Origin of the sequence: Mesorhizobium sp. M1399 (assembly GCF_040317735.1) — a bacterium.
GTDB lineage: Bacteria > Pseudomonadota > Alphaproteobacteria > Rhizobiales > Rhizobiaceae > Mesorhizobium.
This window is the reverse complement of sequence record NZ_JAMYKZ010000003.1, coordinates 152,128-166,584: the sequence shown is the minus strand read 5'-3', so window position 1 is coordinate 166,584 and position 14,457 is coordinate 152,128. Positions and strand designations below refer to the sequence as shown.

Here is a 14,457-nt window from a genome sequence, read left to right as displayed (position 1 = left end):
TGGCGACGTCGGGGACGTTAAATTTTAGCAAGGCCAGGACGGATTACCATCAGCGATCAATTGGACCGTCGGCACTTGTCGTGTCCGGTTGAGCAACTGTTACGAAGCTCGCTAGCCGACGCACAACGCCTTCGCCTTCTTTGGCGCAACGTGCTCGTCCTGGCAGATGAGCCGAACGGCAACCTACCACCCATCTCGGCCATTGGGGCAGTCAGATGATTGAGTTTGATCCTAGCTGCGCCCGGCAGTTCCGGCCGCGTCAGATCACAGTGTCCGTCCAGCGGACGATTTGCCCGGCCGCATCACCGAACGCCGCGTCGAGCGCGCCGACATAGGCCTGGTTGCCGCTGCCCGAAACGGGCGCGATGGCGCTAAACGTCTTCGAAGCGCGCACTTCGCCGTTGCGGTCGTTCAACAGGCGCACGAACAGCTCGACCTCGGCATGTTGGCCGCCATCGACACGCACCTCGAACGAGCGGATCTCGACGATCACCTGATAGTCGATTGCCAGCCCCTCGCCCGGCTTACCGACGCCGGTGAAGCTGCCCGAGCGCTGGAACGTCTCTGCCAGCCGCGCTTGTACGATCATCGGCAGCCGGTCGGCCCATTGCGCGCCCTTGAGATACTGGATCGATCGCGGCGATGGCTTGATGACGATGTTCTGGCTGTCCAGCGCCTTGAGCGCCGACGGCTGGGCGATGAGGATCTGGCGACGGCTGTGGGCACGCGCTTCCAGCGACGGCGCCGAAAGCTCGAACGTGTCCAGCGGTGCCGGTCCGCCGCCAGGCAAGGCCGCGCAGCTTGCAAGCGCAAGCGCCAGCAACACCGCCCCGCTCTTCAACCCACTCGATCTGATGCTGCCTGAACTGATCGACTTCAAACGCGATCCCCCCCGGATCGTGGAAACAACGCGTATCTGCAAGCTATGTTCTTGCTGTGGGCGGAGGCCGAAGTCAACGGCGCACCCTGCCGTCGAACTGCCGGACCTCGCCCTCGCCGCCGGACAGGATCCGCTGCGGGTTGCGGCTCAGATCGGTTACCGCCTCCTCGATGCGGGTGATCGAACGACGGCTGTCCTGGACCAGCGCTTCGACGTTTTGCAGCCCCTGTCCCGAGAATCGCGCCAGATTGTCGGTGATGGTACCGAGACGGGCGTTCAGCGTGTCGGCGACCTGCTTGAACGATTTCAGCGTCGCTCTCGCGTCGGCCATGACGCCGTCGGCCTGGCCGGAGCCGAGCAGTTTGTCGACCTTGGCAAGAATACCGTCGACTCGCACCGAGGCATCGTTGAGGCGTCCTGCGAGCTGGTGCGCGTCTTTGATGGTTTCATCGATGTCGTCGGCTCGGTTGGCGAACTTGTTGGTCACCTTGGCGATGTCGGCGGCAGCCTCGTTGGCGTTTTCGCTGGCCTTCTGGATGTTGGCCAGCGCGGTGCGAACCTCAGCCGGATCGATGCCGTCGAGAACGCCGTCGACCTTGGCCAGCGTGCCTTGCGTCTTCTGGGCGAAGTCGTTGATCGAGCCGACCGCAGTGTCGACGTTCTTGATGACCGTGTCGAACTGCTTGCTGGTTTCCTTGAGGTTGGAAGTGACCGTGTCGACATTGGCGACGATGCTCTTGATCTGGTCCTTGTCGACGGCGTTGAGTAGCCCTTCCGCCGCCTTCAGAGTGCCGTCGAGCTTGCCCGAAACACCCTTCAATTCGTCCGCCAGCGAGCTGACGCTGGCCAGGAACTTGTCGACCCCGTCCGAATTCCTGGCCAGTGCATCGGAGAAGGTCTGGACATTGTTGACCGTCTGCGTCAGCGGCCCGCGAACGTCCTTGGTGAAGCCTTCGAGCTCCGAAAGGACCTTGTCGGCGCGGGTGAAGATGTTCTGCGCCGTCTGCAGCAGATTGGTGACCGCCGACGGGTTGGCAACGATCTCAGCGACACGGCCTTCCTTTTCCGCCTCGTCGAGGAGTTTTGGCTCCTTGGGGTCGGCGCCCTTGAGCTCGATATTGGCCTGCCCGGTGAGGCCGGCAAGCCCGATATCGGCCTGCGTCGACTTGGTGATCGGCGTATTGCGGTCTATTTCGGTGTCGGCGATGGCAGCGGTCGGATTGTCGACGTCGATATAGACACGGCGCACGTCGCCGACCTTGACGCCGTTGAACAGTACGAAGCTGCCACGGCCGAGTCCCGAAGCCGACCCTGGAATGCGCACGCGCAATATGGTCGTCTCACCCTTGTCGCCGATCGCCGCCGTCCAATAGACGAAAGCGAAAGCCGCGAGGATGGCGGCCAGCGTGAAAATGCCGACAATGACGTAGTTGGCCCTGGTTTCCATTGCTCACTTATGGCTATGCGCGCGCCGCAAGATCAAGTTGCCGGGCGCGTTTTCCGCGGAAATAGGATTTTACCCAGGGTTCCTCGCTCCTGAGCATGTCGTCGATCGTGCCCTCGACCAGCACTTTCTTTTTGCCAAGCACCGCCACGCGGTCGCACGCGGTAAACAGCGTGTCGAGATCGTGCGTGACCATATACACGGTCAAATCCATCGTATCGCGCAGCTTGACGACCAATTCGTCGAACTCAGCCGCGCTGATCGGGTCAAGGCCGGAAGTCGGTTCGTCGAGGAAGACGATATCCGGGTCGAGCGCCAGAGCGCGCGCCAGCGCAGCACGCTTGATCATGCCGCCGGAAAGCTCGGAAGGGAATTTCTGCGCCGCGTCCGGCGGCAGTCCGACCAGCTCGACCTTGAGCATGGCCAGTTCGTCCATCAGCTTCTTCGGCAAATCGAGATATTCGCGCATCGGCACCTGGACGTTTTCGAGGACGGTCAGCGCCGAAAAAAGCGCGCCGTGCTGGAACAGCACGCCAAGCCGCATGTCGATGCGAAGGCGCTCCCTTTCGCTTGCCTTCTCGACGTCGACGCCGAACAGTTTGATTGTTCCCGATTGCTTGCGCGTCAGGCCAAGGATGGTGCGCAAGAGAACAGATTTGCCGGCACCGGAGGCACCGACGAAGCCGAGAATCTCCCCGCGCCAGATGTCGAGCGACAATTTGTCGAGAACGACTTGGTCGGCGAACGACACCGTGACGTCGTGCGCCGACAGCACGATCTCGTCCTCTTTGGCTTTCTCCGCCACCTTGGTCGTGTTTGTGCCCGGCAGCGCCATGTCAGAACTCGATCGCTGCATAGAACATGGCGAAAAGCCCATCGAGGATAATGACCACGAAGATCGACTTCACCACTGAGGCGGTCACATGCTGGCCAAGCGATTCGGCGCTGCCGCCAACCTTCATGCCCTCGACCGAGGCAATTATGCCGATGATCATGGCCATGAAAGGCGCCTTGATCAGGCCGGCAAAGATGGTGCTGAGGTCGATTGCGACACGCAGCCGGTCAATGAACGCTGCCGGTGCAATATCGGAGTAGAGCCATGCAGCCAAAATGCCGCCGCCCAGCGCGGCAAAGTTGGCGATGATCGTCAGGCAAGGTAGCGCGACGACCAGCGCGACCAGCCGCGGAAACACCAGCACGCCGATTGGATTGAGGCCGATCACTTTCAGCGCATCGACCTCCTCGCGCATCTTCATCGAGCCGATCTCGGCGGTGATCGCGCTACCGGAGCGGCCGGCGATCATGATCGCCGTCATCAGCACGCCGAGCTCGCGCAGGATCAGCACGCCGACCAGGTCGACGACGAAGATATCGGCGCCGAAATAGCTGAGCTGATAGGCGCCTTGCTGGGCGACGATCGCACCGACAATGGCCGACATCAGCACAACCACCGGTATGGCGCCAACGCCCATGCGATCGATCTGGTTGAAGATCGCCGCCATGTTGACGGCATGGCCGCGGCCAAGCTTCATCTGCGAGCCGCGTATCGTGGCGCCGAGGATGTTCATTGCGGCCAGGAAATCGTCGCGCATCTCATAAACGCGCCGGCCAACCGCCTCGAGCCCGCGAATGATGAAGTTGGGCGGCTTTGCCGGACCTGATTCGGGCTCGCGTCGAACGGCGTCCCCGACGGCGCCAAGCAGGATCGAGGCGATCTCGCTCTGCCCCTGCATCGTGATCTCGACGCCCTTCTTTTCGAAGCTGCTGACCAGGCGGTCGATCAGCCATGCTCCGGCAGTGTCCATCTTCTCGATTTGTGAGAGGTCGAGCGCCAGCGTCTTGAAGCCGCTGCGCTGCTCGATCTTGCGCATCTCGGCATCGACCAGCCCCACGGTGCGTGTCGTCCAGCTTCCCGAGAAAGCGCAGCCGAGAACGCCGCCCTCCTCGCCGATCGCGATGCGCGGCTGGTGGTCGGGCTCCTTGGCAGGGCCGCTTGCGTCGCGTTTGCGGATGGTCAACATGGCGTCCTGTTTAGCCTGACGGGGCCGACCTGTCGATTTGCCGATATCCTCCTTGTTGCACAGCCGGAGCAGAAAAATATGGCGCGTGTCATTTCGGTCGAGGCCGAGCGCTTTCCTATTGCCGGGACCTTCACCATTTCGCGCGGCTCGAAGACCGAGGCTGAGGTGATTTCCTGCGCCATCAGCGAAGACGGCCATACCGGGCGCGGCGAATGTGTCCCTTACAAGCGCTATGGCGAGACCGTGGAGGATGTGCGCGACGCGATCGAGGCGATGCGCGGTGAGATCGCGGGCGGCATCAGCCGCACCGCCCTGCTCGGTGCCATGCCTGCGGGTGCGGCACGCAATGCCATCGATTGCGCGCTCTGGGACCTGGAATCGAAGATCAGCGGAACACCGGTGGCGCATATGATACGAACCGTTCCGTTACGGGCGCTTGAGACGGCGTACACACTGTCGCTCGCCGAGCCCGAGGCGATGGCGGCGCAAGCCCGCGCCAACGCCCAGCGCCCGCTGCTCAAGGTCAAGATCGGCGGCGACAACGACATCGCCCGCATCCGTGCAGTGACGGCGGCGGCACCCGACAGCCGAATCATTCTCGACGCCAACGAGGGCTGGAATGACGACAATATCGTCGCAAACCTCGCCTTTGCCGCCGAGCACGGTATCGCCTTGATCGAACAGCCGCTGCGGGCGGGACATGACGGTATTCTTCGCCACATCGCGCATCCGGTGCCGATCTGCGCCGACGAAAGCGTGCACGAGGCGAAGGACCTCGACGCGCTTGTCGGCCTCTACGACGCCATCAACATCAAGCTCGACAAATCGGGTGGCCTGACCGCAGCACTCGTGCTTCGCGACCGCGCCCGCGAACTGGGTCTTGGCGTCATGGTCGGCTGCATGGTCGGCACATCGCTTGCGATGGCGCCGGCCGTGCTGTTGGCGCAGGATGCCGATTTCGTCGATCTCGACGGTCCGTTGCTGCTAGCCTGCGACCGCGTTCCAGGTCTCGTCTACCAAGGTTCGCTGGTGTCACCGCCCGAGCCAGCGCTGTGGGGCTGAACGCGCGGCAAGCCCGATCAGCGCCAGGCCCGTCAGGGCGATGGGGATCATCGCAAAGAAGCCATTCGCGCCGAAGCGATCGTAAAGAGGACCTGAAATCAGCGTTGCCACCGCCATGAAGAAGCCGTTGGAGAAATAGGCGATGCCTTGCGCCGCCCCGGTGCGTTCTTCCGCGATTGTCTCACCGATCATCTTTTGCAGGCCGATCAGCACCAGCGCCACCGAGACGGCGTGCAGTGTCTGGATCGCGAAGAACCCGCCAACGCCAAGCCCGAGCGGCCAGATCAGGGGGAAGGCAATCCAGCGCACGATCGCGCCTATCCCGGCAATCAGCATGATCGAGACGACCGAGAAGGAGGCGAAAGCCCGGGTGAAGACGACGAACATGCATATCTCGGCGACGACGCCCCACCCCCACAGCAGCCCGACAACCGAATCGCTGATGCCGATCGACTTCCAGTATATCGACACGAAGCCGTAGAGAAATGCGTGGCTGGCGGTGATGATGCCGACGCCGGTCGAAAAGTAGAGGAAGTACCGGTTGAGGAGTTTCGGTGCCGATTGCTGGATGTCGGCGGCTGAAAGCGGCGAGGCGCGGCGCGGACGGCCGAGGCGCGGCGCAATCAGTCCGGCGGCTAGCGCGGCGCATAACGACACGAAGATGATCACTGGGACAGCCTGGGCACCGCTCGCCGACAGGATGAAACCGCCGGCGAGATTGGCGCAGAGATAGGAGATCGAGCCCCATTTGCGCATGCCGGCGTAGTTCGAGCCGAAGCGGCGAACACCTGAAAGGGCGAGCGAATCGGCAATCGGCGAATGCGGCGTCCAGACGACCGTCAGCGCCAATGACACGGCAAGTACCATTGCGTAGGTCGGCGGCAGGAAGTAACCGGCCGACAGGATCAGCGATGCGGCGACCAGCGCGACATAGACATTGGCGCGGTCGCTCGCTTTGTCTGCCAGAGCGGTAAGAAAAGGCGTCGTCGCCACGCGCAGGAACATCGGCGCAGCGAGGATCACGGCTATCTGCTCGGCATGGAACCCCTTCGCCTGCAGCCACAGCGGGAAATAGGGCACATGCGTTCCGAGCGGAACGAAGAGCGTGAAGAAGATCAAGCTCATGCGCAGTTCGAAATGGCGTGGCTTGACGAGCTGTTCGGGCGAAAGCGGCGGCAGCGAGGACATTAACAGGCGATCCGTCGGCACGGCATTCAGCCGGGTCGGCCCACCACACCAGCCGCTGCATAACACGGCGAAAAAGTGGATGAAACCGCTGGACTAACCGATTAAAGCGAGGTGAGGCCGGGTTTGGTCAAGCCGCCTGGACTGCCCTGCCCTTGATGTCGATCGGCACGAGCACCTCGCTGCCGACCGGAGTCTCCGGCAGGACATGCGCCCAATGCAGTATCTCCATCCGGCCGTCAAAATGCTCGACCACCGCCGTGCAGCTCTCCACCCAATCGCCGGTGTTGATGTACTGCACGTCCTCGTAGCTTTCGATCGCCGCATGGTGGATGTGCCCGCAGATCACGCCGTCGACATGCGAGCGGCGCGCCTCCTCGCTCAGCACGGTCTGGAACGAGCCGATGAAATTCACCGCCTTCTTGACCTTGACCTTGGCCCAGGACGAGAACGACCAGTAAGGCAGGCCGAGCACTTGGCGCAGGCGCGTGATGACGCGATTGACCAGCATCGCCGCGTCATAGGCATAGTCGCCTAGATAGGCCAGCCAGCGCGCATTGTGGACGACGGTGTCGAACTGGTCGCCATGGATGACAAGAAGGCGTTTGCCATCGGCGGTCTCGTGGACGGCGCGATCGGCGACGACAATGCCGCCGAAATGCACACCTTGAAACTGCCGCGCGAACTCGTCATGGTTGCCGGCGATGTAGGTGATGCTGGCGCCCTTGCGCGCCTTGCGCAGCAATTTCTGGACCACGTCATTGTGGCTCTGCGGCCAGTGCCAGCTCCGTCTCAAGCGCCAGCCGTCGACGATATCGCCGACGAGATAGATGATATCGGCATCGTGATGGCGCAGGAAATCGATCAGGAACTCGGCCTTCGCCGCCTTCGATCCGAGATGGACGTCGGAGATGAACATGCTGCGGAAAGTGCGGGGCTCTGCGCCAGACATCATTTGTCACCGTTGCTTTCGCGTGAGGCTATGCCCCGATTCATGCAACAACCGTATGACGGTTGCGATTGGTCCAGCCATACGGGTAGGTTGCCGCGGCAATCAGAGGAGAAAATCACCATGGATCTCGGCATTCGCGGCAAGAAGGCCATCGTCTGCGCCTCGAGCAAGGGGCTGGGACGCGGTTGCGCCATGGCGCTGGCAGAGGCAGGCTGCGATCTGGTCGTCAACGGCCGCAACGCCGACGTGCTGGCCAAAACCGCCGCCGAACTGCGCGAGAAATTCGGCGTCAGCGTGACCGAGATCGTCGGCGACGTATCCAAACCCGACGTCCAGAAGGCGCTGCTTGCCGCCTGCCCCGATCCCGACATCCTCGTCAACAACAATGGCGGTCCGCCGCTTCGCGATTTCCGTGCGCTCGATCGGGAAAAGATCCTCGAAGGCGTCACCCAGAACATGGTGACCCCTGTCGAGCTGGTTCAGGCCGTGATCGACGGCATGGCGGCGCGCGGCTTCGGCCGCATCGTCAACATCACCTCGCTGTCGGTCTATGTTCCTATCCCCGGCCTCGACCTGTCGTCCGGAGCCCGCGCTGGCCTCACGTCGTTCCTGGCAGGCGTCGCGCGGACGGTGATCGACCGCAATGTGACGATCAACAACATGCTGCCGGGAAAACTCGATACCGACCGGCTGCGCGGCCCGCATGAGGCCGGCACACCCGAAGACCCGGCCGCCGCCGCCGCGCGCAAAGCCAAGGCCGCGGCCAACGTTCCGGCCAAGCGACTCGGCACGCCGGAGGAATTCGGCCAGATCTGCGCCTTCCTGTGCTCGGTTCACGCCGGTTACCTGACCGGACAGAACATACCGGTCGACGGCGGCCTCTACGTCAGCGCGTTCTGAACAGCGGAGAGGAAAAGACCTGAATAGCGCGGCAGGATTTTAGCACAACTAACTGAAACAAATCGATTTTACTCGTTTCGCAAGGCAAAATGGCGGTTGCGTCATTTGGCATCGTGAAAAACCAATTCTGCATGTTAAAAGGCTTCAAGGCAGGATCGCAGGGAGGCGGCCGTCATGACAGGCGAAAGCAAGAAGGCGGCGCGATCCGACCTGGACGAAGCAGCGCTCTACTTCCACAAGCACCCCCGGCCCGGAAAGCTTGAAATCCAGGCGACGAAGCCGCTCGGCAATCAGCGCGACCTGGCGCTTGCCTATTCGCCCGGGGTCGCCGCCCCCTGCCTTGAAATCCGCGACGATCCGGCAACTGCCGCAGACTATACAGCCCGCGCCAATCTTGTTGGCGTCGTCACCAACGGTTCGGCGGTGCTGGGCCTCGGCAATATCGGACCGCTCGCCTCCAAGCCGGTGATGGAAGGCAAGGCGGTGCTGTTCAAGAAGTTCGCCGGCATCGATGTCTTCGACATCGAGATCGATGCACCGGGCATCGAGCGCATGGTCGAGACGATCTCGGCGCTGGAACCGACCTTCGGCGGCATCAACCTTGAGGACATCAAGGCGCCCGAGTGCTTCGAGGTCGAGGAGCAGTTGAAAGCGCGCATGGGCATACCGGTCTTCCATGACGATCAGCACGGCACCGCCATCATCGTCGCCGCCGCCGTGCTCAATGGGCTGGAATTCGCCGGCAAGTCCATCTCCGACATCAAGATCGTCACGTCGGGGGCAGGTGCTGCGGCGCTTGCGTGCCTCAACCTTCTGGTCTCGCTCGGCGCGCGGGTCGAAAACATCTGGGTCACCGACCGGTTCGGCGTCGCCCATAAGGGCCGCGTCGAGGAGATGGACCGCTGGAAAGATCCTTATGTGAAGGATACCGAAGCGCGCACGCTGGCCGACGTTCTGCCCGGCGCCGACGTGTTTCTCGGCCTGTCTGCCGCCGGCGTGCTGAAGCCGGAATTGCTTCACCACATGGCGCCCAAGCCGCTGATCCTGGCGCTGGCCAACCCCAATCCCGAGATCATGCCGGAAGCGGCACGGGCAGCACGGCCCGACGCGATGATCTGCACGGGCCGCTCCGATTTCCCCAATCAAGTCAATAACGTACTCTGTTTTCCTTACATCTTCCGTGGCGCGCTGGATTGCGGCGCAAGCGCCATCAACGAAGAGATGAAGATGGCCGCGGTGCGAGCGATTGCAGCGCTTGCCCGCGAAGAGCCGTCCGACGTTGCCGCGCGCGCCTATTCCGGCGAGACGCCGATCTTCGGCCCGGAGTTCCTGATCCCCTCACCTTTCGACCCGCGACTGATCCTGCGCATTGCCCCTGCCGTCGCCAAGGCAGCCTGCGAGAGCGGCGTCGCGACCCGGCCGATCACCGATTTCGCCGCCTATGTCGACAAGCTGAACCGCTTCGTCTTCCGCTCCGGCCTGGTCATGAAGCCGGTATTCTCGATGGCCAAGACGTCGAGCGCCAAGCGCGTCATCTATGCCGATGGCGAGGACGAGCGCGTACTTCGCGCCGCGCAAGTCGTGCTCGAGGAAGGCATTGCCGAACCGATCCTGATCGGCCGCCCGCATGTCATCGAGGTGCGGCTGAAGCGCTACGGGCTGCGCATCAAGCCGGGCGTCGATTTCGGCTTGATCAACCCGGAAGACGATCCGCGTTACCGCCACTATGTCGACCTTTTGATCGAGCTTGCCGGCCGGCGTGGGGTGACGACGGAAGCGGCGCGCACCATGGTGCGCACCGACAATACGGTGATCGCCGCCCTTGCCCTGAAGCGCGGCGACGCCGACGCCATGGTCTGCGGCCTTGAGGGCCGTTTCGAGCGTCATTTGCGCAACGTGACGCTGATCATCGGGCCGCGCGCCGGCATCAAGGATCGCGACCTGTCGACGCTTTCCATGCTGATTTCGCAGCGCGGCATCATTTTCCTCACCGACACCCATGTCTCCGTCGATCCGACCGCCGAGGAGATTGCTGAGATGACCGTTTTGGCGGCCGAGGAGATTCAGCGTTTCGGCATCGAGCCCAAGGCAGCGCTGCTGTCGCATTCGGATTTTGGCTCCCGCGATTCGCCAAGCGCCATGAAGATGCGGCAGGCGGCGGCGATCTTGGCGCGCATCGCGCCCGACCTGCAATGCGACGGCGAGATGCATGCCGACTCGGCGCTATCGGAGCAGCTGCGCCAGCGCGTCTATCCGCATTCGCGGCTGAAGGGCGAAGCCAATCTGCTGGTGTTCCCCAATCTCGATTCGGCGAACATCACGCTGACCGCGCTGCGCACGATGATGGACGCGCTGCATGTCGGCCCGATCCTGCTCGGCACCGACAGCCCGGCGCACATATTGACGCCGTCGGTCACCTCGCGCGGCGTCGTCAATATGACGGCACTGGCCGTGGTCGAAGCCGCGCATAAGGCGCAAGCCATCGTCGATCTGGGCTAGCCGTGGGCTTTCTCAGATTGGCCCGAACCGGAAATGCCCTGTCTGCCTGAAGGCAAACAAAGTGTCCTCTTCCCTGGCGCCGCCACCGATATTGTGAATGACCAGCCCTCTTGTCGGCACCACAGTGGAGCGATTGGACGACACGATGGCAATATGCGACAGATTGCCGGGCAGCATCTGGGCGACGAGATCCCCAGGCCGATAGTCGGCGGGGTCTTGGCTGACGGGCAAGGCAGCACCGCGCCGCTCAAAATAGACCGCAAGATTGGGCACACGGCGGTGGTCGATGTTGCGGTCGGGCGCTTTCAGGCCCCAAGCCTTCGGATAGGCGGCAAAATTGGCCCGCATATCCTCATGCACCAATTCTTGCAGATCGAGATCGAAGGCGCGGCGATAGGCACGGATTACGACATCCGTGCACACACCCCGCTCGGGCTCAACGTCCCCGCCCGGATAGGCCAGGCGTGTATAGGTCGGATCGTAGAGCGTGGTGACGCCGATCTGCTCACGGGCGGCTTCGACCAATTTGGTGCCCCAATCCGGCGTGATGGGCTTTTCCTGCGCCATGGCAACCGGCATCGCCAGGCACAAAAGACCAAATTGCACTGCGGCTCGACGGGTAATCGCGGTCATGCCAAGCCTCCGGGCATTGCTGGATCCAGGCATTCTTCTGGGCGAATACGCCTTTTTCGTGCAACGCCAGGGTGTCGCGGTCCTGACAATGTCCGAGTATGCCGTGCGGCGTGGTCGATATGACGCGCTGGTTGTGGTCGAAGCCGCGCACAAGGCGCAAGCCATCGCCGATTTGGGCTGAAGCCGGAATCAGCGATATGCTAAACAAACGCTTAACCGCAAGCGCGGTAGCTTTCAGAACGGCAGACAGGCGGAGTTCCGGAGCGATGACGGGCGCACGTTGGAAGCTGACGCGGGCCGCCGCGCTGCTCGGTGCCCTGCTACTGTGCGACATCGCCGTCACTCAGGCGCAGGCCGCCTCCCGCCTCTGCCGCCAGCTTGAAGCCGATCTTGCTGCCGCTTCTCGTGGTGGCGGCGGCAAACCGGCCTTGCTCAGGAAATATGACGACGCGATCGCCCGGCAGCGCCAGCAGATTTCAAAGGCCGTCAGCCAATCCAGCAGCGCCGGCTGCGGCTTTTCGCTGTCTCGCCGCAACGCCAACGTATGCGCGGCACTCGACGCCACCATCGATCGCATGGCTGCCAATCTCGACGACTTGCAGGCCAAGCGCGCTGAGCTTGACAGCGGTGGTTCGCGACGCGATCGCGCGCGCATATTGACCTCGCTTGACGCCAATGGCTGCCGCGACGAAGCGGCGCCATCAAAGCCCGCACCGGTTCGCGAAGCCAGCGATGAAAACGGCAACGGAAACCTGCTCGAGCAGCTTTTGGGCAGTGAATCCGATGCGCCCGACCAGCGTGAAGAGCCCAGCCAGGCTGAAGAGCTAAGTCAGCCGGGCAACATCCGCACCCTGCTCAACAACGCCGACATGGGCCAGCCGCGAGGAGAATTCCGCACCATGTGTGTGCGGACCTGCGACGGTTATTTCTTCCCGATGTCGAATGCTGCCTCGCTCGGCGATTTCGAGCGCGACCAGAAGAATTGCGAATCGAGCTGCCCCGGCACCGAGATGCAGGTTTTCTACACGCGCGGCATGAACAGCGATTCGGCGTCCATGACGTCTTCGGTGACCGGCAGGCCTTATATCGAACTGCCGACGGCCTACCTCTACAAGCAGTCCGACATGCCACGGCCGCCGGCATGCGGCTGCAATGCCGCGCAGAATTTCGAAATCATCGCCGGCAACCCGCCCAGCCCGGAACGATCCGAAGCGAACGTGGAGACCACTCCGTTCATTCCGGTGCCGGTTGCCAGGCCTGATCCGGGCGCCGACCCGGAGACCTTGGCCAACGCGGAAGGCGGCCTCGACCGTGAGGCGATCAGACGCCTTGCCGTCAAACCCGTGCCTTCGCTGACGTCCCTGCCGCCGCCCGAACAGCGCAAGGTCAGGGTCGTCGGGCCAACGTTCCTTCCCGACCCAGCAGCGGCAACAGATCTGCAAGCTCCGGACCCGAAGGCTGTCCCGTAAGCGCCAGCCTCAGCGGCATGAACAGCGCCTTGCCCTTACGGCCGCTCGCCGCTCGGATTTTGCCGGTCCAGTCTTTCCAGACGGTGCCGTTCCAAGGCTCCTCCGGCAGCAGTTCGAACGCCTGGCGAAGAAAGTCGCGGTCATCGTCGGAAAACTCCGCCGGCTCCTCTGGACCGTCGCGAAGTGTGCGCCACCAGATCGCCGCATCGGCCAGCCTGTCGAGATTGCCGCGCACCGCCAGCCAGAAAGGCTCGGCCTGTTCGCCAGAGATGCCGAGCACGATCAGCCGGTCGCGCGCCTCGGAAAAGGGCATGTGGTGCAGCAGCGTGCGGTTGAGCACGAAGAGCTCGTCCGGATCGAATTTGGCGGCGGATTTCGATGTTGCCGCCGGATCGAAGCGCTCGGCAAGTTCAGCCATCGTCGGCACCGCCACGACGTTTTCCGAGGTACCGACGAGTACCGCCAGCGAAGCGACCGCCATTGGCTCTATGCCGCTCTCACGCAGGCTCTGTATGGACAGCGCGCCGGTGCGCTTGGAAAGCCCCTCGCCTGATGCTGTTGTCAGAAGATTGTGGTGGCCGAACACCGGCGGCTCGGCGCTGAGCGCCCGGAACAGGGCTATCTGGACGCCGGTATTGGTGACGTGGTCGTCGCCACGAATGACATGGCTGACGCCCATGTCGATGTCGTCGATCACCGAAGGCAGTGTGTAGAGATAGGTGCCGTCCTCGCGCCGCAGAACGGGATCTGAAAGCGAGGCGAGGTCGACGGTCTCCTCGCCGCGCACCAGGTCGTTCCAGTGGATTTCGGTGCGCTCCGGCTGCAGCGGATCGCTGCTGAAGTTGGGCAGCAGAAAGCGCCAGTGCGGCCGCCGGCCATCGGCCTCATATTCCGCGACCTGCTCGGGTGCCAGCGTCAGCGCCTCGCGGCCATAGACTGGCGGCAGGCCACGCGTGCGGCGCACCTTGCGCCTCAGGTCGAGCTCTTCAGGCGTCTCATAGCAGGCATAGACGAGGCGGGCCTCCTTCAGCCTTTCCAGTGCGGCATCATAGATTTCGACCCGCCGCGACTGATACTCCGTGGCATCGGGGAAGATGCCCAGCCAATGCAGATCATAAAGGATGGCGTCGGAAAATTCCTGCGTCGAACGGGCAACGTCGGTATCGTCGAAGCGCTGGATGAAGCGGCCCTTGTTCTTGATGGCGAACAGCCAGTTGAACAAAGCGGTGCGCGCATTGCCGATATGGATGCGGCCGGTCGGTGACGGGGCGAAACGGACGGTAACTGTCATGAGCGGGGCGTACCGGATGGTTTTGCTGTTGACAAGACGCGCCCCCGCGCTCTGCGGCAGACATAGAACATGACGAAGACGAAGAAAAGACGGCAGCGCCGCGCGTCCATTAAGACGCGCC

The 14,457-nt window shown here is 62.8% G+C and carries 13 protein-coding genes; 5 read left to right on the top strand and 8 right to left on the bottom strand.

From position 1 onward, the window contains the following. Positions 1-259: 259 nt before the first annotated feature. The 4 genes from NKH05_RS05645 to NKH05_RS05630 all read right to left on the bottom strand — a co-directional run bounded on the left by NKH05_RS05645 (position 260) and on the right by NKH05_RS05630 (position 4,345). A complete protein-coding gene (locus NKH05_RS05645) occupies positions 260-826 on the bottom strand; it encodes an ABC-type transport auxiliary lipoprotein family protein (protein ID WP_502895843.1) in 567 nt (188 codons plus the stop codon). A gap of 127 nt (positions 827-953) precedes the next feature. Further along, positions 954-2,327, bottom strand: a complete 1,374-nt coding sequence (locus NKH05_RS05640; RefSeq protein WP_023720067.1) for an MlaD family protein — start codon at positions 2,325-2,327, stop codon at positions 954-956. A 13-nt stretch (positions 2,328-2,340) separates the two neighbouring features. Next, positions 2,341-3,159 (bottom strand): ABC transporter ATP-binding protein, encoded by an 819-nt coding sequence (locus tag NKH05_RS05635; protein ID WP_023720068.1) that lies wholly within the window; start codon positions 3,157-3,159, stop codon positions 2,341-2,343. A gap of 1 nt (position 3,160) precedes the next feature. Further along, positions 3,161-4,345, bottom strand: coding sequence for an ABC transporter permease (locus NKH05_RS05630; protein ID WP_352814518.1), 1,185 nt, complete (start codon positions 4,343-4,345; stop codon positions 3,161-3,163). A gap of 78 nt (positions 4,346-4,423) precedes the next feature. Between NKH05_RS05630 and dgcA the strand changes: the two genes are divergently transcribed. Next, positions 4,424-5,407: an N-acetyl-D-Glu racemase DgcA gene (dgcA, locus tag NKH05_RS05625; RefSeq protein ID WP_352855384.1), complete on the top strand. Its 984-nt coding sequence runs from the start codon at positions 4,424-4,426 to the stop codon at positions 5,405-5,407. Here the strand turns inward: dgcA and NKH05_RS05620 are convergent. After that, positions 5,378-6,595, bottom strand: a complete 1,218-nt coding sequence (locus NKH05_RS05620; protein WP_352494568.1) for an MFS transporter — start codon at positions 6,593-6,595, stop codon at positions 5,378-5,380. The genes dgcA and NKH05_RS05620 overlap by 30 nt on opposite strands. Before the next feature lie 127 nt (positions 6,596-6,722). Further along, positions 6,723-7,511: a UDP-2,3-diacylglucosamine diphosphatase gene (locus NKH05_RS05615; protein WP_502896861.1), complete on the bottom strand. Its 789-nt coding sequence runs from the start codon at positions 7,509-7,511 to the stop codon at positions 6,723-6,725. 153 nt (positions 7,512-7,664) lie between these two features. Here NKH05_RS05615 and NKH05_RS05610 point away from each other — a divergent pair, with 153 nt between their 5' ends. Next, positions 7,665-8,444, top strand: a complete 780-nt coding sequence (locus NKH05_RS05610) for an SDR family oxidoreductase (RefSeq protein WP_023720073.1) — start codon at positions 7,665-7,667, stop codon at positions 8,442-8,444. A gap of 174 nt (positions 8,445-8,618) precedes the next feature. Continuing rightward, positions 8,619-10,943 (top strand): NADP-dependent malic enzyme, encoded by a 2,325-nt coding sequence (locus NKH05_RS05605; protein ID WP_352482220.1) that lies wholly within the window; start codon positions 8,619-8,621, stop codon positions 10,941-10,943. A gap of 12 nt (positions 10,944-10,955) precedes the next feature. On the opposite strand, the gene NKH05_RS05600 is transcribed toward NKH05_RS05605, so the two are convergent. Then, complete coding sequence (locus NKH05_RS05600) at positions 10,956-11,576, bottom strand: DUF1287 domain-containing protein (protein WP_051409694.1); 621 nt, start codon at positions 11,574-11,576, stop codon at positions 10,956-10,958. Between NKH05_RS05600 and NKH05_RS05595 the strand changes: the two genes are divergently transcribed. Together NKH05_RS05595 and NKH05_RS05590 are read left to right on the top strand one after the other, a co-directional pair. Further along, positions 11,575-11,757, top strand: a complete 183-nt coding sequence (locus tag NKH05_RS05595; RefSeq protein ID WP_023720079.1) for a hypothetical protein — start codon at positions 11,575-11,577, stop codon at positions 11,755-11,757. The genes NKH05_RS05600 and NKH05_RS05595 overlap by 2 nt on opposite strands. 85 nt (positions 11,758-11,842) lie before the next feature. Beyond that, positions 11,843-13,045: a DUF2865 domain-containing protein gene (locus NKH05_RS05590; protein WP_023720080.1), complete on the top strand. Its 1,203-nt coding sequence runs from the start codon at positions 11,843-11,845 to the stop codon at positions 13,043-13,045. Here the strand turns inward: NKH05_RS05590 and gltX are convergent. After that, positions 12,963-14,336, bottom strand: coding sequence for a glutamate--tRNA ligase (gltX, locus tag NKH05_RS05585; protein WP_352482218.1), 1,374 nt, complete (start codon positions 14,334-14,336; stop codon positions 12,963-12,965). The genes NKH05_RS05590 and gltX overlap by 83 nt on opposite strands. Positions 14,337-14,457: the final 121 nt, after the last annotated feature.